Annotated in this window: 18 protein-coding genes; 11 read left to right on the plus strand and 7 right to left on the minus strand. The window is 70.4% G+C overall.

From position 1 onward, the window contains the following. Positions 1 to 886 precede the first annotated feature (886 nt). The 3 genes from OG349_RS23930 to OG349_RS23940 all read right to left on the minus strand — a co-directional run bounded on the left by OG349_RS23930 (position 887) and on the right by OG349_RS23940 (position 3599). The gene (locus OG349_RS23930; RefSeq protein ID WP_327236548.1) at positions 887 to 1447 is read right to left on the minus strand and encodes a hypothetical protein; all 561 of its coding nucleotides are present in this window, start codon (positions 1445 to 1447) and stop codon (positions 887 to 889) included. 55 nt (positions 1448 to 1502) lie between these two features. Beyond that, entirely contained in the window at positions 1503 to 2318 is an 816-nt protein-coding gene (locus OG349_RS23935) for a sugar phosphate isomerase/epimerase family protein (RefSeq protein ID WP_327236549.1), read from the minus strand. 192 nt (positions 2319 to 2510) lie between these two features. Beyond that, on the minus strand, positions 2511 to 3599 hold the full coding sequence (locus tag OG349_RS23940; protein ID WP_327236550.1) for a LacI family DNA-binding transcriptional regulator: 1089 nt from the start codon (positions 3597 to 3599) through the stop codon (positions 2511 to 2513). A gap of 336 nt (positions 3600 to 3935) precedes the next feature. On the opposite strand from OG349_RS23940, the gene OG349_RS23945 reads away from it, so the two are divergent. The 5 genes from OG349_RS23945 (at position 3936) to OG349_RS23965 (ending at position 11144) form a co-directional block, all read left to right on the plus strand. Continuing rightward, positions 3936 to 5087, plus strand: a complete 1152-nt coding sequence (locus OG349_RS23945; RefSeq protein ID WP_327236551.1) for a Gfo/Idh/MocA family protein — start codon at positions 3936 to 3938, stop codon at positions 5085 to 5087. Continuing rightward, positions 5084 to 6253, plus strand: a complete 1170-nt coding sequence (locus tag OG349_RS23950; RefSeq protein ID WP_327236552.1) for a dihydrodipicolinate synthase family protein — start codon at positions 5084 to 5086, stop codon at positions 6251 to 6253. Before OG349_RS23945 ends, OG349_RS23950 begins: the two co-directional genes overlap by 4 nt. After that, complete coding sequence (locus OG349_RS23955; RefSeq protein ID WP_327236553.1) at positions 6250 to 7119, plus strand: sugar phosphate isomerase/epimerase family protein; 870 nt, start codon at positions 6250 to 6252, stop codon at positions 7117 to 7119. Before OG349_RS23950 ends, OG349_RS23955 begins: the two co-directional genes overlap by 4 nt. Before the next feature lie 248 nt (positions 7120 to 7367). Next, the gene (gene recD2, locus OG349_RS23960; RefSeq protein WP_327236554.1) at positions 7368 to 9659 is read left to right on the plus strand and encodes an SF1B family DNA helicase RecD2; all 2292 of its coding nucleotides are present in this window, start codon (positions 7368 to 7370) and stop codon (positions 9657 to 9659) included. Between the two features lie 162 nt (positions 9660 to 9821). Then, the gene (locus tag OG349_RS23965) at positions 9822 to 11144 is read left to right on the plus strand and encodes a citrate synthase (protein ID WP_161309812.1); all 1323 of its coding nucleotides are present in this window, start codon (positions 9822 to 9824) and stop codon (positions 11142 to 11144) included. A gap of 527 nt (positions 11145 to 11671) precedes the next feature. Here the strand turns inward: OG349_RS23965 and OG349_RS23970 are convergent. Continuing rightward, entirely contained in the window at positions 11672 to 11926 is a 255-nt protein-coding gene (locus OG349_RS23970; protein ID WP_327236555.1) for a heavy-metal-associated domain-containing protein, read from the minus strand. Positions 11927 to 12128: 202 nt separating this feature from the next. Next, positions 12129 to 12833 carry a TetR/AcrR family transcriptional regulator gene (locus OG349_RS23975; RefSeq protein WP_327236556.1) on the minus strand — a complete coding sequence of 235 codons (705 nt, stop codon included), beginning with the start codon at positions 12831 to 12833 and terminating at the stop codon, positions 12129 to 12131. A gap of 144 nt (positions 12834 to 12977) precedes the next feature. Between OG349_RS23975 and OG349_RS23980 the strand changes: the two genes are divergently transcribed. Continuing rightward, a complete protein-coding gene (locus tag OG349_RS23980) occupies positions 12978 to 15266 on the plus strand; it encodes an MMPL family transporter (RefSeq protein ID WP_327236557.1) in 2289 nt (762 codons plus the stop codon). Positions 15267 to 15365: 99 nt separating this feature from the next. Here the strand turns inward: OG349_RS23980 and OG349_RS23985 are convergent, their stop codons facing one another. Both OG349_RS23985 and OG349_RS23990 read right to left on the minus strand, forming a co-directional pair. After that, positions 15366 to 15560 (minus strand): helix-turn-helix transcriptional regulator, encoded by a 195-nt coding sequence (locus OG349_RS23985; RefSeq protein ID WP_161307998.1) that lies wholly within the window; start codon positions 15558 to 15560, stop codon positions 15366 to 15368. 258 nt (positions 15561 to 15818) lie between these two features. Next, entirely contained in the window at positions 15819 to 16730 is a 912-nt protein-coding gene (locus tag OG349_RS23990; protein WP_327236558.1) for a sugar phosphate isomerase/epimerase family protein, read from the minus strand. A 123-nt stretch (positions 16731 to 16853) separates the two neighbouring features. Between OG349_RS23990 and iolC the strand changes: the two genes are divergently transcribed. From iolC to OG349_RS24015, 5 genes are all read left to right on the plus strand, one after another. Continuing rightward, complete coding sequence (gene iolC, locus OG349_RS23995) at positions 16854 to 17894, plus strand: 5-dehydro-2-deoxygluconokinase (protein WP_327236559.1); 1041 nt, start codon at positions 16854 to 16856, stop codon at positions 17892 to 17894. Continuing rightward, positions 17891 to 18772 (plus strand): Cgl0159 family (beta/alpha)8-fold protein, encoded by an 882-nt coding sequence (locus OG349_RS24000; protein WP_327236560.1) that lies wholly within the window; start codon positions 17891 to 17893, stop codon positions 18770 to 18772. The genes iolC and OG349_RS24000 overlap by 4 nt, the downstream gene beginning before the upstream one ends. A 17-nt stretch (positions 18773 to 18789) precedes the next feature. Beyond that, a complete protein-coding gene (gene iolB / locus OG349_RS24005) occupies positions 18790 to 19764 on the plus strand; it encodes a 5-deoxy-glucuronate isomerase (protein ID WP_327236561.1) in 975 nt (324 codons plus the stop codon). Next, a complete protein-coding gene (iolD, locus tag OG349_RS24010) occupies positions 19761 to 21635 on the plus strand; it encodes a 3D-(3,5/4)-trihydroxycyclohexane-1,2-dione acylhydrolase (decyclizing) (RefSeq protein ID WP_327236562.1) in 1875 nt (624 codons plus the stop codon). Before iolB ends, iolD begins: the two co-directional genes overlap by 4 nt. Before the next feature lie 64 nt (positions 21636 to 21699). Beyond that, positions 21700 to 23199 carry a CoA-acylating methylmalonate-semialdehyde dehydrogenase gene (locus OG349_RS24015; protein ID WP_327236563.1) on the plus strand — a complete coding sequence of 500 codons (1500 nt, stop codon included), beginning with the start codon at positions 21700 to 21702 and terminating at the stop codon, positions 23197 to 23199. The last annotated feature ends 158 nt before the right edge of the window (positions 23200 to 23357 follow it).

Below are 23357 nucleotides of genomic sequence, written 5' to 3' on the forward strand. Positions count from 1 at the left end.
GTCCGCGCCTTTCGGCGGGGTGTTGCGCACGACTTGAATGGGGCGGTGGCGAGTCGTCTCGGCGGCCAGCCACCGTCTGTTGGTGGGTGTGCAGGCACCGTGTCTGAGATCCGTGGTCAGCTGCGGGGTTGGGCAGGGCCCCGGCCCACCCTGGTGACCAAATGCCCTATTTGCCCAGTCTTTGAGGCTCATTGCGGGCCTCTTCCGCCTGGTCTTGTGTCCTGTGTTTCGTTAAGGGGCTCTGACAGCACACAATCCACCGAAACGGGCCCGGCAGCCACCCCACCCACCGCAAAAATGCCCCCACCACCCACCCAGCTCCGGCTTGACGCCTGCGTGAGGGCCGGTGGGCGGCAGTCGGCCGCCGAGACTGCCCACCACCACACCCCACCAGGCCAAATACCCCATTTGCCCTAGCTTTGAGGACTCCCGGGGGCTCGTCCCGCCCGGTCTTGTGTCCTGTGTTGCGTTAAAGGGCTCTCAGAGCAAACAACCCACCGAAACGGGCCAGACCAGCCGCCTGTCCCCACCACCACCGCCCCACCACCCACTCACCACAGACACGGTGCTTGTGCGCTGGCCAACGGGCGGTCGTCAGCCGCCGAGACGAGTGGCCACCGCCCCATTCAAGTGGTGCGCAACACCCCGCCGAGAGGCGCGGTCCGCGACGAAAGCCCGACCGCATCCGGGGGTTGTCGGGGAACCTTCCCCCGGGCCGCCCCCCCCAGCCTTCCCTTGCGGTTTCGGGGTGGGGGTCAAGGGTGGAACGCAGTGGAATCGGCGCAGCCGACGCGACGCAGGAGCGCCCTTGACGCCCGGCCCGAAACCGCGACACTCAACCGCAAGGGGCGGCCCCACCCGCCTCATTCATGCCGGGTGCCCCCGACTACTCCTTGGTCTGAGCCCGCACCCAACCTGGAACGCTCCTCACCCCCGCATTCCACTCCGCCGGCAGCTCACCCCCGCAGAACACGCAGAAGAAGTCCCCCTCCCGCACCACGTTCACCTCTCGGCACTGCGGATCCATGCCCCTGCCCTGGCAGCGGCGGAACACCACCTCGTGGGTGAAGCCCGGTGGATGCGCCAGTCCCGCCCCCTCCAGTGCCGCCGCCACCGACGGCCAGGAGCTGCCGTCAGGGCAGTAGCCCGTGGACTGGTTGCTGACCTCGCCGACCACCCACCGGTCGTCCTCCCGTACGAAGGCCATCTCCCCGGCGCTCAGGACCGCCCCGCCGCCCGCGCAGGCCACATGTTCGCTGCGGCGCGGCGCCAGGCGCAGCACACCCGCCCCATCCACCACGAAGGTGAACGGCTCCGTCAGTTCACCCGCTCGCGCGGCGATCCAGGACGCGAAGTCCCGGGGAGAACGGATCTCCGCACCCTCACCGTCCGGCCGCACCGAAGCGGCTCTGACCGCGACCGGGCCGACGTACTCGTACACGTACACCTACCTACTTGTACGCCCCCACGTCAACGTCCCCCCACCTCAACGCCCACCCACCTCAACGCCCACCCACCAACCCCTCCAAATACCCCCGCCCCGCCTCCAACAGCCCCTGCAACTCCGCCGCCTTGGGATACCAGCGCTTCTCGTACTCCCAGCACACCCAACTGTCCCCACCGTCCCCACCGTCCCCACCGTCCTGCGCCAGCAGCGCCATACACTCCGCCAGCGGCAGCACCCCCGCCCCCAGTGCCAGCGGAGTCATGTCCTCCGCCGAGGCGATGTCCTTGACCTGTACGTAGCCCAGGTGCGGCGCCAGTACCGCGTGCGTGGTGATCGGGTCCTCCCCGCCCAGCCACGTGTGCATCACGTCCCACAACACGCCCACCTGCGGGTGCCCCACCGTCCCCAGCACCCGCGCCGCGTCCACCCCCGTGCGGTGCGAGTCGTGGGTCTCCAGCAGGATCCGTACGCCGAAGTCGGCGGCCACTTCCCCCGCCGCGCCCAGCCGCCTCGCCGCCGCCGCGTCGGCCTCCGCCGGGTCCTGGTCCCCGCCGCCCGGGAAGACGCGGACGTTCGCGGCGCCCAGGTCCCGGGCCAGCCAGAGGAGGTCGTTCAGTTCCTGCCGTACGGCGTCCTCGTCGGCGGTCGTGTCGGCGACCCGTACGTACCCGGCGACCGTCAGGATCTCGACGCCGGCCCGCTTGAAGTCGTCCACCACCGCGGCCCGCTCGGCCGCTCCGATGCCGGGGTGGACCGGTTCCTCCGGGTGGGCGCGGAGTTCCACGCCCTGGTAGCCGGTGGCGGTGGCGAGGCCGACGACCTCAGGGATGGGCAGGCCCGGTACTCCGAGGGTGGAGAAGGCGAACTTCACGAGATGGGTCCTTTCTGTACGAGGCATCTGGGCCGAGGCGTCTGGGCCGAGGCATCTGCACGAGGCCTCTGCCCGACGCATTCCAGGGCATCAAGCCATCACACCCCAGTACCCCGTCACCCCCGACCACACCCCCTCACCTCGACCGAACCACCCCCGAACCACCTCCGACCACCCTCGACCACACCCCCCTCACCCCACGACCCGAGCCGCCCCCGTGGACCCCCGCACCATCAGCTCCGCCCCGATCGTCGCGATCCCGCCCGGCGGCGGCGCCTCCGTCCCCATCGCCAGCCGCCCCGCCCGCGCCCCCGCCTCGTACAGCGGCAGCCGTACCGTCGTCAGCGCGGGCATCGCGTCCACCGAGAACGGCAGGTCGTCGAAGCCCGCCACCGAGATGTCCTGCGGGATGCGCAACCCCTGGTCGCGGACGGCCGCGCACGCCCCCAGCGCGACCGTGTCGTTCGCCCCGATCACGGCGGTCAGATCCGGCGCCCGGCGCAGCAGCTCAAGCGTCGCCTCGTACCCCGACCGCCGGGTGTACGGCCCGTGCACGGTCAGCAGCTCCTGATCACCGAGCCCAACCCCATCAACCCCGCCGAACCCACCCGCCCCCAACGCCGCCCGATGCCCCTCCAGCCGATGCCGCGTAGTCGTACGCTCCGCCGGCCCCGCCACATAGCCGATCTTCCGGTGCCCCAACGCCAGCAGGTGTTCCGTCAGCCGCCGCCCGCCCCCGCGGTTGTCGAACGCCAGCGCCGCCACTATCGCCTCGCCGTCCGGCAGCGGCGGCCGTCCGCACAGCACCACCCGCGTCCCCGCGTCGGCGAGTTTCGCCAGTTTCGAGGCCATCGCGGCGATATGGTCCGGATCTTCGAGGGCCCCGCCCGTCAGGACCACGGCCGCCGCCCGCTGGCGCTGGAGGAGAGTCAGATAGGTCAGTTCGCGCTCCGGCGAGCCCCCCGTGTTGCAGACGACGGCGAGCTTCTCGCCGCCCGCCCGCCCCGTGCCCTCCTGGCCGCCGATCTCCGTCTGCGCCGCCCCGGCCATGATCCCGAAGAAGGGGTCGGCGATGTCGTTGACGAGGATGCCGACCAGGTCGGACGTGGCGGCGGCGAGCGAGCTGGCGGGCCCGTTCAGTACGTAGTCCAGCTCGTCCACCGCCCGCAGCACCCGCTCCCGGGTGGTCGCGGCGACCGGATAGTTGCCGTTCAGCACACGGGACACGGTGGCGGGCGACACCCGCGCGCGGGCCGCCACATCCGCCAGGGTGACCGTCATCGTTCGCCTCCACAGAGCGGGCTTACTGTCATCGCTTTCCTCCGAGGGGTACGGGGGTGAGTGCCAGGCGGACCGGACCACGGACTGGACCACGGACTGGACCACGGACTGGACCACGGACTGGACCACGGACCGGACCACGGACCGGACCGCAGACCGGACCGCAGACCGGACCGCAGACCGGACCCCGAGGCGAACCACGGACCGGACCACGAGGCGGACCACGAGGTGGCCACGAGGGGCGAGATCCCGGCCCGGCTCTTGTCCGTCCCGGAATCGCAGGCTAGCTTCATACCCTATAGAAAGCGCTTGCTACGGCCGTATGGAGGGAACTTCGTGACACGCAGGACAGTGCGGATCGCCATGAACGGCGTCACGGGGCGGATGGGGTACCGGCAGCATCTGCTGCGCTCCGTCCTCGCGATCCGCGAAGAGGGCGGACTGGACCTCGGCGGCGGCGAGGTGCTCTGGCCGGAGCCGGTCCTCGTCGGGCGCCGCGAACACGCCCTGAAAGAGATCGCCGAGCGCCACGGCCTCACGGAATGGTCGACGGACCTGGACGCCGTCCTGGCGGACGACACGATCTCCCTCTATTTCGACGCGCAGGTCACCTCGGCCCGCGTCGAGTCGATCAAAAAAGCCATCGCCGCCGGCAAACACATCTACACGGAGAAGCCGACCGCCGCCGACCTCGCCGGTGCCCTCGACCTCGCCAGGCTCGCCCGGAGCGCCGGCATCAAGCACGGCGTCGTCCAGGACAAGATCTTCCTACCGGGCCTGCTCAAGCTCAAGCGCCTCATCGACGGCGGCTTCTTCGGACAAATCCTCTCCGTACGGGGGGAGTTCGGCTACTGGGTCTTCGAGGGCGACTGGCAGGACCCCCAGCGCCCTTCCTGGAACTACCGCGCCGAGGACGGTGGTGGCATCACCGTCGACATGTTCCCCCACTGGGAGTACGTCCTCCACGAACTCTTCGGCCGCGTCACCACCGTCCAGGCCCACATCACCACGCACATTCCCGAGCGCTGGGACGAGCGGGGCAAGCCGTACGCCGCCACCGCCGACGACGCCGCGTACGGCATCTTCCAGCTGGAGGGCGGCGTGGTCGCGCAGATCAACTCCGCCTGGTCGGTACGGGTCAACCGCGACGAACTCGTGGAGTTCCAGGTCGACGGTACGCACGGCTCGGCGGTCGCCGGTCTGCGCCGCTGCCGCGTGCAGCACCGCAGCGCCACCCCCAAGCCGGTGTGGAACCCGGACCTCCCCGTCACCGAGTCCTTCCGCGACCAGTGGCAAGAGGTGCCGGACAACGGGGAGTTCGGCAACGGCTTCAAGGCGCAGTGGGAACTGTTCCTGCGCCACCTCGCGCTCGACGAGCCGTACCGCTGGGACCTCCTCGCGGGCGCGCGCGGGGTCCAACTCGCCGAGCTGGGACTGCGGTCCTCGGCGGAGGGGCGCCGCTTCGACGTACCGGAGCTGACGCTGTGACCCTCCGACTGCCGTCCGCCGGAAGGGAGTTGCGTACGTACACACCCCGCACGGAACCCGCGCACTTCGTCGTCTCCTCACCCCGCCCCGCCCCCCTCACCTCCCGTACGGTCTTCTCGGCGGCGCACGTCGTCGCCGACCCCTACGCCGACACCAGCCCCGACGCGCCCGCCGCCGTCGACTGGGACGCCACGCTCGCCTTCCGCCGCCACCTCTGGTCGTACGGGCTCGGGGTCGCGGAGGCCATGGACACCGCGCAGCGCGGCATGGGACTCGACTGGGCGGGCGCCGAGGAGCTGATCCGGCGCTCCGCCGCCGAGGCGAAGGCGGTCGGCGGCCGTATCGCCTGCGGTGTGGGCACCGACCAACTGCCGTCGGGCGTAAGGACCTTGGATGAGGTGAGGGCCGCGTACGAGGAGCAGCTCGCGCTCGTCGAGGAGACCGGCTCGCAGGCCATCCTCATGGCCTCACGCGCGCTCGCGGCGGCGGCGACGAGCCCCGACGACTACCTCGACCTCTACGGGCACCTCCTGCGCCAGGCGGCGGAGCCCGTCGTACTGCACTGGCTCGGACCGATGTTCGACCCCGCGCTCGACGGGTACTGGGGCAGCGAGGATCTCGACACCGCCACCGAGACGTTCCTCCAGGTCATCGCCGCCCATCCCGACAAGGTCGACGGCATCAAGGTCTCGCTGCTGGACGCCCGGCGGGAGACCGAGCTGCGCCGCCGGCTGCCCCGGGGCGTGCGCTGCTACACGGGCGACGACTTCAACTACCCCGAGCTGATCGCGGGCGACGAACAGGGCTTCAGCCACGCCCTGTTGGGGATCTTCGACCCGCTGGGACCGGTGGCGGCGGAGGCGGTACGGGTCCTGGACACCGGTGACGTGAAGGGCTTCCGCGAACTGCTCGATCCCACCGTGGAATTGTCCCGCCACCTCTTCCGACGACCCACCCGCTTCTACAAGACGGGTGTGGTGTTCCTGGCGTGGCTGGCGGGCCACCAGGACCACTTCACGATGGTCGGCGGACTCCAGTCGGCACGTTCGCTGCCGCATCTGGCGCGGGCGTACGAACTGGCGGACGGGCTGGGCCTGTTCCCGGACCCGGCGGTGGCGGAGGCACGGATGAGGTCATTGTTGGACGTATACGGAGTGAGCCGATGACGACAGATCCGAGCACCGCCACCGCCACCGCCAACGCCCCCGACCTCACCCGATTCAGCATCAACCAGATGACGGTCAAACAGCTCTCCCTCCCGGAACTGATTGAGGCCTGCGGACGGCTCGGAATCCCCGGTATCGGCTTGTGGCGTGCGCCTGTTCAGGAGTACGGAGTCGAGGCCGCCGCCAAGCTCGTACGGGACGCCGGGCTCACCGTCACCACACTCTGCCGGGGCGGTTTCCTGACCGCGAGCGACCCGGCCGGACGTACCGAGGCCCTGGCCGACAACCGGGCGGCGATCGACGAGGCGGTGGCGCTCGGCACGGACACGCTGGTCCTCGTCTCCGGCGGACTGCCGCCCGGCAGCCGGGACTTGGCCGGAGCCCGGGAGCGGATCGCCGAGGCGCTGGCCGAGTTGGCACCGTACGCCGGCGAACGGGGTGTCCGGCTCGCGATCGAGCCGCTGCACCCGATGTTCGCGTCGGACCGGTGTGTGGTCTCCACCCTCGACCAGGCCCTCGAACTGGCCGAACGCTTCCCGGCGGAACAGGTCGGTGTGGTCGTGGACACGTACCACGTCTGGTGGGACGACCGGGCGCCCGCGGCCGTCGCCCGGGCCGCCGACCGCGTGTTCTCCTTCCAACTGGCCGACTGGACCACCCCACTTCCCGCCGGAGTCCTGAACGGCCGCGGCCAGCTCGGCGACGGATCGGTCGACCTGCGGGCCTGGCGCGCACGGGTGGACGCCGCGGGTTACGAAGGGCCGATCGAGGTGGAGCTGTTCAACGACGAGCTGTGGAAGAGGGACGGCGTGGAGCTGCTGACGGAGGTCGTGGAGCGGTATGTCACGCACTCCCTCCCTCAGTGACGCGGCCTCAAAAAAATAACGCTGCGAATTCGTGCAACCATCTCAGCGTGAGATGAGTCGTACAGGTCGGCAAGGTTTTCGGGGGACGGATCCGGGGGGATCAGGAAGCCTTGCCGCTGGGGGGAGCGCGCGGGGCCCGGTCTTCCGACCGGGCCCCTGGTAGCGCATCGGGGTGTACCGGAGACGCCCTCCAGGGAAGTTATCCACAGGCTCGGCACGATGTCGGAGTCGGGCGGTAGCGTCAGTTCATGCCCAACCAGTCCACTCGTCCGACCTCCACGCCAACCGCGACCCCCGCCCCGGCCTCCGCCTTCGCCGTGCTCGAAGCCGTCCTTGAGCGCATCACGTACGCGAACGAGGAGAACGGCTACACGGTCGCCCGGGTCGACACCGGCCGGGGCGGCGATCTGCTCACCGTTGTCGGCGCGCTGCTCGGGGCGCAGCCCGGCGAGTCGCTGCGGATGGAGGGGCGTTGGGCCTCGCACCCGCAGTACGGCAAGCAGTTCACGGTGGAGAACTACACCACCATCCTGCCCGCCACCATCCAGGGCATCCGCCGTTACCTCGGCTCCGGCCTGATCAAGGGCATCGGGCCGCGCATCGCGGACCGGATCGTGGAGCACTTCGGGCTGGACACCCTGGACATCATCGAGGAGGCGCCGAAGAGGCTCGTGGAGGTCCCCGGGCTGGGGCCCAAGCGGACGAAGATGATCGCCGCCGCCTGGGAGGAGCAGAAGGCCATCAAGGAGGTCATGATCTTCCTCCAGGGGGTCGGCGTCTCCACCTCCATCGCGGTGCGGATCTACAAGAAGTACGGGGACGCCTCGATCTCGGTGGTCAAGAACGAGCCGTACCGCCTCGCGGCCGACGTCTGGGGCATCGGCTTCCTCACCGCGGACCGGATCGCGCAGGCGGTCGGCATCCCGCACGACAGCCCGGAGCGGGTCAAGGCCGGCCTCCAGTACGCGCTGTCGCAGTCCACCGACCAGGGCCACTGCTTCCTGCCCGAGGAGCGGCTCATCGTGGACGCCGTGAAGCTGCTCCAGGTCGACACGGGCCTGGTCATCGAGTGCCTGGCCGAGCTGACCACGGAGGACGAGGGGGCGGTGCGCGAGCGCGTGCCGGGGCCGGACGGCGGGGAGCCGGTCAACGGGATCTACCTGGTCCCGTTCCACCGCGCGGAGCTGTCCCTCTCCGCCCAGGTGCTCCGGCTGCTGCGGACCGGTGAGGACCGGATGCCGGCCTTCCGGGACGTCGCGTGGGACAAGGCGCTGGCGTGGCTCGCGGACCGTACGGGCGCGGAGCTGGCGCCCGAGCAGCGGCAGGCGGTCCGGCTGGCGCTGACCGAGAAGGTCGCCGTCCTGACGGGCGGCCCCGGCTGCGGGAAGTCCTTCACGGTCCGCTCGATCGTGGAGCTGGCGCGCGCGAAGAAGGCCAAGGTGGTGCTGGCCGCCCCCACCGGGCGCGCGGCCAAGCGGCTGGCCGAGCTGACGGGCGCCGAGGCGTCAACGGTGCACCGGCTGCTGGAGCTGAAACCGGGCGGGGACGCGGCGTACGACAGGGAAAGACCCCTGGACGCGGACCTGGTGGTGGTGGACGAGGCCTCCATGCTCGACCTGCTGCTGGCCAACAAGCTGGTGAAGGCGGTGGCGCCGGGCGCGCACCTCCTGCTGGTGGGGGATGTCGACCAGCTGCCGTCGGTCGGGGCGGGGGAGGTGCTGCGGGATCTGCTGGCGGAGGGCGGGCCCGTGCCCCAGGTCCGGCTCACCCGGATCTTCCGCCAGGCCCAGCAGTCGGGCGTGGTCACCAACGCCCATCGCATCAACTCGGGGGTGCACCCGATCACCCAGGGCCTCTCCGACTTCTTCCTCTTCGTGGAGGACGAGACGGAGGACGCGGGCCGCGTCACGGTGGAGGTGGCGGCCCGCCGTATCCCCGCGAAGTTCGGGCTGGACCCCCGGCGTGACGTCCAGGTGCTGGCACCGATGCACCGGGGGCCGGCCGGCGCGGGGGCGCTGAACAGCTTGCTCCAGCAGGCCATCACGCCCGGCCGCCCCGACCTGCCCGAGAAGCGGCTCGGCGGCCGCGTGTTCCGGGTGGGGGACAAGGTCACCCAGATCCGCAACAACTACGAGAAGGGCGAGAACGGGGTCTTCAACGGCACGGTCGGGGTGGTCACCTCGCTGAATCTGGAGGACCAGCGGCTGACGGTGCTGACGGACGAGGACGAAGAGGTGCCGTACGACTTCGACGAGCTGGACGAGCTGGCGCACGCGTACGCGATGACGATCCACCGTTCCCAGGGCAGCGAGTACCCGGCCGTGGTCATCCCGGTCACGACAGGGGCCTGGATGATGCTCCAGCGGAATCTGCTCTACACCGCCGTCACCCGCGCCAAGAAACTGGTGGTGCTGGTCGGCTCGCGCAAGGCCATAGGGCAGGCGGTACGGACGGTCTCGGCGGGCAGACGCTTCACCGCCCTCGACCACCGGCTGTCCGGCGTCCAGCTCTCCGACAGCCGGCCCGTCGCAGGTACCTGAGCGCGTGGACTTTCAGAACGAGTGCGAAGAAGGCAGGATGAACAGGTTCGCGGCACTGAGTGCCGCGGATAGGCCTAATGGCCGACCCCGAGTGCACTCTCCTGAGCCAAATGGGGGATGGTAGAGACAGTCAGGGCACCTCGAAGAAGAGGCACTACGTCGGTGAGGGATGACGTGAGCGAGAAACGCGACAACGACGCGAACGACGCGGTAGTACTGCGGTACGGCGACGGCGAGTACACCTATCCGGTGATCAACAGCACCGTCGGCGATTCGGGCTTCGACATCGGAAAGCTCCGTGCTCAGACCGGCCTGGTGACACTGGACAGCGGGTACGGCAACACCGCCGCCTACAAGTCCGGGATCACCTACCTCGACGGCGAGGAAGGCATCCTCCGTTATCGCGGTTACCCCATCGAACAGCTGGCCGAGCGGTCCAGCTTCGTCGAGGTGGCGTACCTGCTGATCAACGGCGAGCTTCCGACCGTCGACCAGCTGGCCTCGTTCAAGAACGAGATCACCCAGCACACGCTGCTGCACGAGGACGTCAAGCGTTTCTACGACGGCTTCCCGCGCGACGCGCACCCGATGGCGATGCTGTCCTCCGTGGTCAGCGCGCTGTCGACGTTCTACCAGGACAGTCACAACCCGTTCGACGAGAAGCAGCGCCACCTCTCGACGATCCGGCTGCTCGCCAAGCTTCCGACGATCGCGGCGTACGCGTACAAGAAGTCGATCGGCCACCCCTTCGTCTACCCGCGCAACGACCTCGGGTACGTCGAGAACTTCCTGCGCATGACGTTCTCCGTCCCCGCGCAGGAGTACGTGCCGGACCCGGTCGTGGTCGCCGCGCTCGACAAGCTCTTCATCCTGCACGCGGACCACGAGCAGAACTGTTCGACGTCCACCGTGCGTCTGGTCGGCTCCTCGCAGGCGAACATGTTCGCCTCGATCTCCGCGGGCATCAGCGCCCTGTGGGGCCCGCTGCACGGCGGTGCCAACGCCTCCGTCCTGGAGATGCTCGAAGGTATCCAGGCGGCCGGCGGCGACGTCGACTCCTTCATCCGCAAGGTGAAGAACAAGGAAGACGGCGTGAAGCTCATGGGCTTCGGGCACCGCGTCTACAAGAACTTCGACCCCCGGGCGAAGATCATCAAGGCGGCGGCGCACGACGTCCTGTCGGCGCTCGGCAAGTCCGACGAGCTGCTCGACATCGCGCTCAAGCTGGAGGAGCACGCGCTGGCCGACGAGTACTTCGTCGAGCGCAAGCTCTACCCGAACGTGGACTTCTACACCGGCCTGATCTACCGGGCCATGGGCTTCCCGACCGAGATGTTCACCGTGCTCTTCGCGATCGGCCGGCTGCCCGGCTGGATCGCCCAGTGGCACGAGATGATCAAGGAGCCGGGATCCCGCATCGGCCGCCCGCGCCAGATCTACACCGGCGAGGTCCTGCGCGACTTCGTCCCGGTCGAGGGCCGCTGACCCTCGCGGGCGCCGCGGGCTTCCCAGGAGGCCCGCGGACAGGCCCGCAGGACAGGCCCGCAAGACAGGCCTGCGGACAGCGAAAAGCGCCCCGCCGCCGATCCCCCCACGGGTCGGCGAGCGGGGCGCTCTCCATATCCCCGGATGCGGATTCCCCCCACGGGATCCGGACCGGGCGTCTGCTGAAACCAACAGCGGGCTTCTCGCTGCGCTCTGACCGGGGTACGTACGTACGGGAGGGCCGCTCAAAGCTCCCCGCGGTGCACGTGCCCCGGTCGATCGCGCCTGTCCGGAACGTCCCCCAAGACGTCCCATGACATGCCTTCGAACGTCCCCCAAGACGTTCTCCGGCATCGCCTTCTAAGACACGCGAGCTGCCCGAATGGTTACCCCTCAATCTATGTGATCTAGATCTCTTTGTGAAGGTCTTGTGGCTCACATGTAGAGCTACAGGCCATCGAGGTCGGAAACCACGGAAACAAGGGTTCAACCCACACCCAGACCTACGATTATGTGACTGTCGACGGTCAGACGTGTTCGACCAGCTCGTATCCCGCCTCGTCCACGGCGGCGCGTACGGCGCTCTCGTCCAGTACCGATTCGGACACGACTGTCACCTGGCCGGTGGCGGCCGTGGCCTGGACGGACGTGACGCCCTCGATCGTGGAGATCTCACCGGAGACGGCACCTTCGCAATGGCCGCAGCTCATGCCCTTGACCTGGTAGACGGTGGTGACTCCGCCGGAGGCCTCGGTCGACTCGGTCGTCGTCTCGGTGGTCATGGCGTTCTCCTCTTCGAGAGCATTCGAGAGCATCGGTACCCGCTTCGGGGTGCGCCGGGGGATCGCGGGAAACGCGTGACGCCTCTCCCATGACGCCCCGACTCTTCGAACTTTACCCCTAGGGGGTATGAAAGCGAAGCCGGGGGTCACCCTCGCGCGGCACCCGCGCCCCGCCGCCCCGCCCGATCCGTCCGGTGTCGGCTCAGCAGCCCGCCTCGCCCACGAGCGGGCTCAGGTAGCGGTGGAGGACGGTTTTCAGCTCCTTCGTGTACGCGTCGCGCTCGGCGCCCTCGTGAGTGAGGATCAGTCCGAGTCCGGCCTTGAAGACGGCGAAGATCGTGTTCGCGGTCCTGGTGATGTCGGCCGGCGGCGCGTCCGGCAGGTACCCGGCCAGGATCTCCTCGGTCCGTTCCATCAGGCCGCCGTGGAGCTTCTCGTGCCGCAACGTCTCGTGGCCCGGGATCTCGGAGCCCTGGATCAGTACGGCGAAGGCCGGGTTCGCCTGGTTGAACTCGATGAGCGGGTCGAGGACGGCGTCCAGCAGCTCGTCCAGCGGCAGGTTCAGGTGCGCGGGCAGGAATGCCTGGCCGTACGTCTCGCGCCAGCGCCGCAGCAACTGGTCGCCCAGCTCGACGGCGATGGCTTCCTTGTTCGGGAAGAACTGGTAGAGCGTGCCGGGCGAGACGCCGGCCTCCCGGGCGATGGAGTTGGTGCTCGCGGCGGTGTAGCCGGTGGTGCAGAAGACGTTGGCCGCCGCGTCGAGCAGCTGGGCGATGCGCCGCTCGCCACGGGCCTGCCGGCGGCGCGGTTTCTCCGTTCCCGCGTCGGCTCCGTCCGCGGCTCCCGCGCCCGCGCCGGCGCCCTCCCCGGCCGCCGGTGCGCCGCCGCTCCTCTTCGCCTCCTGCACGGTTATCCCCAGCTCTCCTGATCGGGTTGACAAACGCGAGTGGGCGCTCGCATTCTTGGATCAATGCGAGCGACGACTCGTATTTGCCATTCTATGGCGCTGTCCGACCCTTACTTTGGGTCACGGTGAAGGGGACACCGCACCATGTCCGATGTCAACAGCGAGCCGCGCCGCGGTGGCTGGACCAGGTTCGTCACGGCGCGTCCACGCCTGACCCTGCTGCTGGCCCTGGTCGTCACGGCGCTGGCCGTGGTCGCGGGGAGCGGGGTCGGCGACCGGCTGGCGAGCGGCGGCTGGCAGGACCCGAACGCGGAGTCGAGCTACGCGACGAAGGCGCTGGAGCGGGAGTTCCCCGCCTCCCAGCCGAATCTGCTCCTGCTCGTCGACAGCGGGACCCGGAGCGTCGACGACCCCGCCGTCGCCGCGGAGGCCCGGAAGCTCACGGACCGGCTGGCGGCCGAACGGGGGATCACGGGAGTCGGCTCGTACTGGCAGGCGGGTGCCTCCGCGCTGCGCGCCAAGGACGGACGGCAGGCGCTGGTCGCGGCCAGGATCGAGGGCGACGAGAAGACCGCGGCCGAGGTGCTGGACCGCATAGCGCCCTCATACGAGGGGTCGCGCGGGCTCCTGACGGTCTCGCTCGGCGGGCCCGTGGCCGTGCAGCACGAGATGCAGACCCTGATCCAGGACGACTTGCTGCGGGCCGAGTTGATCGCCCTGCCGGTCACGCTGGTGCTGCTGGTGATGGTGTTCGGCAGCGCGGTCGCCGCGCTGCTTCCGCTGGGTCTCGGCATCGTCGCCATCCTGGGGACGAACGCGGTGCTGCGCGGGATCACGGAGCTGACGGACGTCTCGGTCTTCGCACAGAACCTGACCACGGCGCTGGGCCTCGGACTGGCCGTCGACTACGCGCTGTTCGTCGTACGCCGGTTCCGCGAGGAGCTGGCGGCGGGGGCGGAGGTGCGCGAGGCCGTGGGCACCACGATGCGTACGGCGGGGCGGACGGTGCTGTTCTCCGCGCTGACCGTGGCGGCCTCGCTGGCCGCGCTGCTCGTCTTCCCGCAGTTCTTCCTGCGGTCCTTCGCCTACGCGGGAATCGCGGTGGTGCTGCTGGCGGCCGTCGCGGCGCTCGTCCTGCTTCCGGCCACGCTGATGCTGCTGGGACACCGGGTGAACGCACTGGACCTGCGGAAGCTGTTGCGCCGGCGCGGACGCAAGCCCGCCACGGCCCCCGCGGGTACGGCGTCGGCGGCCGGGCGGCCCGCAGCCGCCGCGAAGGCCGCAGCGGCCGAGGAGGCCTCGGGATGGGGGCGTACGGCGGCGCTGGTGATGCGGCGGGCCCCGCTCTTCGCCATGGCCACCACCGCCGGTCTGGTCCTGCTCGGACTGCCCTTCCTGGGCGTCACGTTCGGCTCGTCCGACTACCGCCAGCTGCCCACGACCGCCGAGACCCGGGTGGTCCAGGAGGAGATGGGGCGCAGCTTCCCGGCCGGCCCCAGCGGCGCGCTGTACGTGGTGGCGGAGGGGGCCGCCACGCCGGCCGCGTACGCCGACTACCGCGACCGGGCGGCGGCCCTGCCGGGGGTGCTGCGGGTCGACGGCCCGGTGACCTCGGGGACACACGCGTACTTCACCGTCAGTTCCCGGGGTGAGGCGATCGGGGAGGCGGCCCAGCACCTCGTCACCGATCTCCGCGCGGTGCCCGCGCCGTTCGGCACCTCGGTGACCGGTCCGGCCGCCACGCTGGTCGACTCCAAGGGCGCGATAGCGGACCAGCTTCCCTGGGCGCTGGCCATCATCGTGGTGGTGACCCTGGTGCTGGTCTTCCTCCTCACCGGCAGTGTGCTGATCCCGGTCCAGGCGGTGGTGCTCAACGCGCTGAGCCTGACGGCGATGTTCGGCGCGGTGGTCTGGGTCTTCCAGGACGGCCATCTCTCGGGACTGCTCGGCTTCACCCCGACCGGGGACATCGACACGACCCTGCCGGTCCTGATGTTCTGCATCGCCTTCGGACTCTCCATGGACTACGGGGTGTTCCTGCTCTCCCGGATCAAGGAGGAGTACGACCGGAGCGGCGACCACGACCGGGCGGTGGCCTTCGGTCTGCGGCGCACCGGCGGGCTGATCACCGCGGCGGCCGTGATCCTCGCGGTGGTGATGGTGGCCATAGGCACCTCCCGGGTCACCAACACGAAGATGCTGGGCCTCGGGATAGCCCTCGCCGTGATCATGGACGCGATGGTGGTGCGCAGCCTCCTCGTCCCCGCGGTGATGAAACTGACGGGCAGGGCGACCTGGTGGGCACCGGGGCCGCTGCGCCGCTTCCACGACCGCTTCGGCCTCAGCGAGGGCGAGGGGGCGGGGGAGCCGGTGACGGACACGCGGGACGGCGGGCAGCCGCCCGTACGGGAACGGGACACGGCGGGCGTATGAGACCCGGCCGGGCCCCGTACCGATGAGCGGTACGGGGCCCGGCCGGGTCATCGCCCCCTTTGTCTGTGTTGTCGGCCCGTCAGGTCCGGCGCGTCAGGATCATCTGGACCCTCTGTTGCCGGGCCGGTTGGCCACCCAGGTGCGGACGGTGTCCGCGTACCAGTAGGGCTTGCCGTTCTCCACATGGTCGGGCGGCGGGAGCAGCCCGTGTTTCCGGTACGAGCGGACGGTGTCCGGCTGCACCCGGATGTGCGCCGCGATCTCCTTGTACGACCAGAGTCCTTTGTCCGTCATCAGTGGCACCTCCTTGCGTCCGCCGCAGGGGCGGCCTGTGGGGCCGTCGGGGGAGCTGCGGCAGAGACGCTGGCGATCACTCAGCCTGTGCCCGATGAACGACGGAGAGTGATGAGGAGACTGGGTCTGTCGCCCCCCTGTGACGGAAGACCCGCGTAATGGAGATATGTGTGACAGAAAGGGGATTCTTGTGACACATACGGCACATGATCGCCCGAGCGGTCATGGACGCCCGGAGGCGTCGCTGTGGTGCCGTGCTCAGACCCCGCAGCTCCGCAGGAAGCGCCGGGTGCGGGTGGCGATGGGGAAGGGCTTGTCCGGCGGGCAGGGGTACATGTCCTGCTCGACGATCGCGAAGAGGTCGACGTCCAGCCGCCCCGCCGCCGCCAGCACCGGCTCCAGCGCGGGGATACCGGCGGGCGGTTCGCACATGACGCCCCGCCCGACGGCCGGCCCGAACGGCACCTCGTGTGCCACGACCTCGGCGAGGATCTCCGGGTCCACCTGCTTGAGGTGCAGGTAGCCGATGCGTTCGCCGTACGTCTCGATCAGCTTGACGCTGTCGCCGCCGCAGTAGGCGTAGTGCCCGGTGTCCAGGCAGAGCGAGACGAGTTCCGGGTCGGTGGAGTCCAGGAAGCGGTTGACGTTCTCCTCGGTGTCGACGTGGGTGTCGGCGTGCGGGTGGACGACGATCCGCAGGCCGTAACGGTCCCGCACCTCCCGGCCCAGGCGTTCGGTCTGCGTCGTCAGGTCGCGCCACTGCGCCGGGGTGAGGGTCCGGTCCTCCAGCACCTCACCGGTCTTGTCGTCGCGCCAGAAGGCCGGGATGACCACCAGATGGTCGGCGCCCATCGCCCGGGTGAGCGCCGCGATGTCCGAAACGTGTTCCCAGGTCTTCTCCCAGACCGAGGGGCCGTGGTGCAGCCCGGTGAAGACCGTCCCGGCCGAGACCTTCAGCCCGCGCTTCGCGGTCTCCTCGCCCAACCGGTCGGGATCGGTCGGCAGATAGCCGTACGGACCGAGCTCGATCCACTCGTAGCCGGCCTCGGACACCTCGTCGAGGAAACGCCGCCAGGGCACCTGTCGCGGGTCGTCGGGAAACCACACCCCCCACGAATCGGGGGCCGACCCGACGCGGATGCGGTTCAGTGGGGGTACGGATGAAGTCATAACGGTCAGCTTTCCGGCCATTCGGAAAGAGTGTCAAGCCTTCGTCCGAATGTCAGGACAAAACATTGACAGGGCGCGGGGCGGAGCACTACACCTGGGGTGGCCGAGACCGGAGGAACACATATGCCCGAGCCGTACGAGCCGTACGACGTCATCGCCATGGGGCGGATCGGGGTCGACCTCTATCCCCTGCGGACCGGGGTCCCGCTGGCCCAGGTGGACACCTTCGGGAAGTTCCTGGGCGGCTCCGCGACCAACGTGGCCGTCGCCTCCGCGCGCCTGGGCCGCCGTACCGCCGTCATCACCCGCACCGGCCGGGACGCCTTCGGGGACTATCTCCACCAGGCCCTCGGGGAGTTCGCGGTGGACGACCGCTGGGTGACGCCGGTCGACCGGTACCCGACCCCGGTCACCTTCTGCGAGATCTTCCCGCCGGACCACTTCCCGCTCTACTTCTACCGGCAGCCCAAGGCCCCCGACCTGGAGATCCACCCGCACGAACTGGACCTGGACGCCATCAGGTCCGCCCGGATCTTCTGGATGACCGGCACCGGCCTGTGTGCGGAGCCCAGCCGTACGGCCACCCTCACGGCGCTGGAGGCACGCGCCCGGGGCGGGATCACCGTCTTCGACCTCGACTGGCGGCCGATGTTCTGGCCGGAGGGCGGAGAGCCGGGCCCTGGGCGGAACGAGGACAGGGAGCCGGGCCCGGACCAGGCCGCCGCCCGGGAGGTCTACGCGCGGGCGCTGCGCCACGCCACCGTGGCCGTCGGCAACCTGGACGAGTGCGAGGTGGCCGTAGGGGAGCGCGAACCGTACGCCGCCGCACGCGCGCTGCTCGCCGCCGGTGTCGAGCTGGCCGTCGTCAAACAGGGCCCCAAGGGCGTCCTCGCCGTCCACCGCGACGGCGCCACCGCCGAAGTACCCCCCGTCCCCGTCGATGTGGTCAACGGACTCGGTGCCGGCGACGCGTTCGGCGGCGCCCTCTGCCACGGCCTGCTGGCCGGCTGGGATCTGGAGCACACCATGAGATACGCGAACGCCGCGGGCGCGATCGTCGCCGGCCGCCTCGCCTGTTCGTCCGCCATGCCGTACGACAGCGAGGTCACCCAGGTCCTCGCCGGCGGACCGATGCCGGCCGAGCCCGAAAGGGACGCCTCATGACCCGCGTCGACGTGTCGGAGCTGGTCCGGCTGCGCACCCACCACCCCGAAGCCGTCGCCGAGGCCGCCGCCCGGCGGGTCAGGCGCCCCCTGATCCGCTCCACGGGCCGGCTGATGATCATCGCCGCCGACCACCCCGCCCGGGGCGCCCTCGCCGTCGGTGACCGCCGCCTCGCCATGGCCAACCGCGCCGACCTGCTGGAGCGGCTCTGCCTGGCCCTCTCCCGCCCCGGCGTGGACGGCGTCCTGGCCACCGCCGACATCCTGGACGACCTGCTGCTCCTCGGCGCCCTGGAGGACCGGGTCGTCATCGGCTCGATGAACCGCGGCGGCCTCGCCGGCGCCGCCTTCGAGCTGGACGACCGCTTCACCGGGCACCGCCCCGAGGATCTGGCCCGCTCCGGCTTCGACGCCGGCAAGCTGCTGCTCCGTATCGACTACCAGGACAGCGCGTCGGTCGACACCCTCCACTCCGCCGCCCGCGCCGTCGACGCGATGGCCGAGCGCCGGCTCCCCGTCTTCGTCGAGCCGTTCATCTGCCGCCGCGAGAACGGCCGGCTCCGTACGGACCTGTCCGCCGAAGCAGTGACGCGCTCGATAGCCATCGCCTCGGGACTCGGCGGTACCTCCGCGTACACCTGGCTGAAGCTTCCCGTTACCCAGGACCCGGACGATATGGCCCGGGTGATGGAGACCTCGACGCTCCCGGCGGTCCTGCTGGGCGGTGAGATCGGCGACGACCAGGAGGGCGCGTACGAGAAGTGGCGCAAGGCGCTGCAACTGCCCACCGTGCAGGGCCTGGTGGTGGGCCGCTCGCTGCTCTATCCGGTCGACGGTGACGTGGCCGCGGCGGTCGACACCGCTGTCGGACTGCTCTAGGAGGGTACGGACACCCCATGACGAACCATCACGACCGGTCGTCCGACCGCCATGTGCGGGCGGGCGGTTCGGCACGCGGCCCCTACGCCCTGGACATCGGCCCCGAGCGGGCCGGCTGGGCCCACAGCGCCCTGCGTGTCCTGGAGTTGCCCCCGGGCGGTTCCCACACGCTCGCCACGGGGGACAGTGAATGGATCGTGCTTCCGCTCACCGGCGGTTGTACGGTGCACACGGAGGGCGAGTTTTTTGAACTGCTGGGCAGGGAAAGCGTGTTCGGCGGGGTCACCGACTTCGCGTACGTACCGCGCGATGCCCATGCGCAGATCGCCTCCGGTGCGGGAGGCCGCTTCGCCCTGGCAGGAGCGAAGTGCGAGCGACGACTCCCCGCTCGCTACGGCCCCGCGCCGGAGGTTCCGGTCGAGCTGCGCGGCGCGGGCAACTGCTCGCGCCAGGTCAACAACTTCGCCGCCGCCGGCGTCTTCGAGTGCGACCGGCTCATCGCGGTCGAGGTGCTCACGCCGGGCGGCAACTGGTCGTCCTACCCGCCGCACAAGCACGACGAGCACACGCCCGGCGTCGAGTCCGAGCTGGAGGAGATCTACTACTTCGAGATCGACTCGGGGGGTGAGGGCGGCGGAAGCCGCGGCACCGACGCCCTCGGCTACCACCGCGTCTCGCCCTCCCGTCCCGGTGGTACGGACGTCCTCGCCGAGGTCCGTACGGGCGACACCGTCCTCATCCCCGACGGCTGGCACGGCCCGTCCATCGCCGCGCCCGGCCGGGACATGTACTACCTCAACGTGATGGCGGGCCCGGGGGAGTCCCGGGAGTGGCTGATCCGGGACCACCCCGACCACGGCTGGATCCGGGACACCTGGCCCGGCCGGCCTGTGGACCCGCGCCTGCCGCTGTACGAAGCCACCGCCGCGCCGCAGGCCACCGAACTCCGCGCCACCGCCGCCGGAGACCGAGCCGAGGAGGACCCCCGATGAGCACGCGCCGTCTCACCGTCGCCCAAGCGCTGATCACGTTCCTCGCCCGCCAGTACAGCGAGCGGGACGGCCACCGGCAGCGGCTGATCCCTGCCACCTGGGGCATCTTCGGGCACGGCAACGTGGCGGGTATCGGCCAAGCCCTTGTCGAGTCCGGCGGGGACATGAGGTACTTGCAGGGACGAAACGAACAGGCCATGGTGCACGCCGCGGTGGGGTATGCCCGCCAGAGCAACCGCCTCTCCGCGCACGCCGTGACCACCTCCATCGGCCCCGGCGCCACCAACCTCGTCACCGGCGCCGCCCTCGCCACCATCAACCGCCTGCCCGTGTTGCTGCTCCCCGGCGACACCTTCGCCACCCGTCCCGCCGACCCCGTCCTCCAACAGCTCGAAGCCCCCTTCGCGGGCGACGTCACCGTCAACGACGCCCTGCGGCCCGTCTCCCGCTACTTCGACCGCGTCAGCCGCCCCGAGGCGCTGATCCCGGCCGCGCTCGCCGCGATGCGCGTCCTCAGCGACCCGGCCGAGACCGGCGCGGTCACGCTCGCGCTGCCGCAGGACGTACAGGCGGAGGCGTTCGACTGGCCGGAGGAGTTCTTCGCCGAGCGCGTCTGGCGCGTGCGCCGCCAGGCGCCCGATCCGTACGAACTGGCCGAGGCGGTCCGGCTCGTACGGGAAGCGCGCCGTCCGCTGCTCGTCGCGGGCGGCGGGGTCCACCACAGCCGCGCGGAGGACGCCCTGGCCGCGTTCGCCGACGCGACCGGGGTGCCCGTCGCCTCCACCCAGGCGGGCAAGGGCTCCCTGCGCTTCGACCACCCCAGCGATGTCGGCGGCATCGGCCACACCGGGACCGCCACCGCCGACGAACTCGCCAGGACCGCCGACCTGGTGATCGGGGTCGGCACGCGCTGGTCGGACTTCTCGACGGCGTCCGCCACCCTGTTCGCGCACCCCGACGTCCGTTTCCTCAACATCAACGTCACCGGCTTCGACGCCCACAAGCTGGCGGCGGACCCGCTGGTGGCGGATGCCCGTACGGCACTGGAAGGGCTGACCGCAGGTCTCGCCGGCCACCGGGTCGACCCCGCCTACGCCGTGGAGTACGGGGAGGACAAGGAGCGTTGGGAACACCGCGTCGACGCCGCCCTGTCCACCGACGAGGAGCTGACCCGGCCCACCCAGGCCCAGGTTCTCGGCGCGCTGGACGCGCTGGTGACGGACGAGGACATCGTCATCAACGCGGCCGGTTCGCTCCCCGGCGACCTGCACAAGCTGTGGCGGGCCCGTTCCCGGGACCAGTACCACGTCGAGTACGGCTATTCCTGCATGGGATACGAGATCCCGGCGGCCATCGGCGTCCAGCTCGCCGCGCCAGGACGGCCCGTCTGGGCGCTGGTCGGGGACGGAACGTACCTGATGAACCCGACCGAGATCGTCACGGCCGTGCAGGAGCGGCTGCCCCTCAAGGTGGTCCTGGTCCAGAACCACGGGTACGCCTCGATCGGCGGCCTCTCCGAGTCGGTCGGCGCGGAGAGGTTCGGTACGGCGTACCGCTTCCGGGCCGGGGACGACACCTTCACCGGCGCCCCGCTCCCCGTCGACCTGGCCGCCAACGCGGCCTCGCTCGGGATGCGGGTGATCCGCGCCAAGACCGTCCGTGACCTGCGCGAAGCACTCGCGGAGGCGCGCGCGGCCGAGGGCCCCACATGTGTCTACGTGGAGACCGAAACCGCAGACACAGTGTCGGGCGTGCCACCGGCCCAGGCGTGGTGGGATGTTCCCGTGGCGGAGACCGCGACCCGCGCGGCGGCGGTCAAGGCCCGTGAGGAGTACGACCGGCACACCCGGGCCCGGCGCCACCATCTGTGAGCACGATCCGTAGCCGCGATCCGTGGGCGCGTCCTGTGAGCGCGATTTCTGAGGGAGTAACGCAATGAAGACCGTCCACCACTGGATCGGTGGCAAGACCGTCGAGGGCGCCTCGGGCAACTGGGGTCCCGTCACGGACCCGGCGACCGGAGCCGTCACCACCCAGGTCGCGCTGGCCTCCACCGAGGAGGTGGACGCGGCGGTCGCCGTCGCGAAGGCCGCGTACGCGACCTGGGGCACGTCGTCCCTCTCCCAGCGGACGGGCATCCTCTTCCGCTACCGCGCCCTCCTCGACGCCCACCGCGACGACCTCGCCGCGCTGATCACCGCCGAGCACGGCAAGGTGCACTCCGACGCGCTCGGCGAGGTCGCGCGCGGCCTGGAGATCGTGGAGCTGGCCTGCGGGATCACCACGCAGCTCAAGGGCGAGCTGTCCACCCAGGTCTCCAGCCGGGTCGATGTCTCCTCGATCCGCCAGTCGCTGGGTGTGGTCGCGGGCATCACGCCGTTCAACTTCCCTGCGATGGTGCCGATGTGGATGTTCCCGCTGGCCGTCGCCTGCGGCAACACCTTCGTCCTCAAGCCCAGCGAGAAGGACCCGTCCGCCGCCAACCTCCTGGCGGAGCTGGCCTCGGAGGCCGGGCTGCCCGACGGCGTGCTGAACGTGGTGCACGGCGACCGGGTCGCGGTGGAGGCGCTGTTGGCCCACCCGGACATCGCGGCGGTCTCCTTCGTGGGGTCCACGCCGATCGCCCGGCACATCCACACGACGGCCTCGGCGAACCACAAGCGGGTCCAGGCCCTCGGCGGCGCCAAGAACCACATGCTGGTCCTGCCGGACGCCGACCTGGACGCGGCGGCGGACGCGGCGGTCTCGGCGGCGTACGGCTCCGCCGGTGAGCGCTGCATGGCCATCTCGGCGGTCGTGGCGGTCGGCGCGATCGGCGACGAACTGGTCGACAAGATCCGCGAACGCGCCGAGAAGATCGTCATCGGCCCCGGCAACGACCCCGCCTCCGAGATGGGCCCGCTGATCACCAAGGCCCACCGCGACAAGGTCGCCTCGTACGTCACGGGCGCGGCGGCCCAGGGCGCGGAGGTCGTCCTGGACGGTACGGGCCACACGGTCGAGGGCTTCGAGGACGGCCACTGGATCGGCCTGTCCCTCCTCGACAAGGTCTCCACCGACTCGGACGCGTACCGCGACGAGATCTTCGGCCCGGTGCTGGTGGTGCTCCGCGCGGAGACGTACGAGGAAGGCATCGCCCTGATCAACGCGTCGCCGTTCGGCAACGGCACGGCGATCTTCACCCGCGACGGAGGCGCCGCCCGCCGCTTCCAGCTGGAGGTCGAGGCCGGCATGGTCGGCGTGAACGTGCCGATCCCGGTGCCGGTGGGCTACCACTCCTTCGGCGGCTGGAAGGACTCCCTCTTCGGCGACCACCACATCTACGGCAACGACGGCGTGCACTTCTACACACGCGGCAAGGTCGTCACGACCCGCTGGCCGGACCCGTCCGAGGCCCCGGATGGCGTGGACCTGGGCTTCCCCCGTAACCACTGACGCATTTGGAGCGGCAGCCGAAGTCGACTGTCAGTAGAAGCTCCTGACGCAGTATCAGCTTCATATGACGGCCCGTCGGATTTATCCGACGGGCCGTCGGACGTGCCGCGCGGAAGCGCGATGACTGGTGGCGTGACGCAGCCGCTCCAGATAGCACC

This window comes from Streptomyces sp. NBC_01317 (assembly GCF_035961655.1).
Lineage (GTDB): Bacteria > Actinomycetota > Actinomycetes > Streptomycetales > Streptomycetaceae > Streptomyces.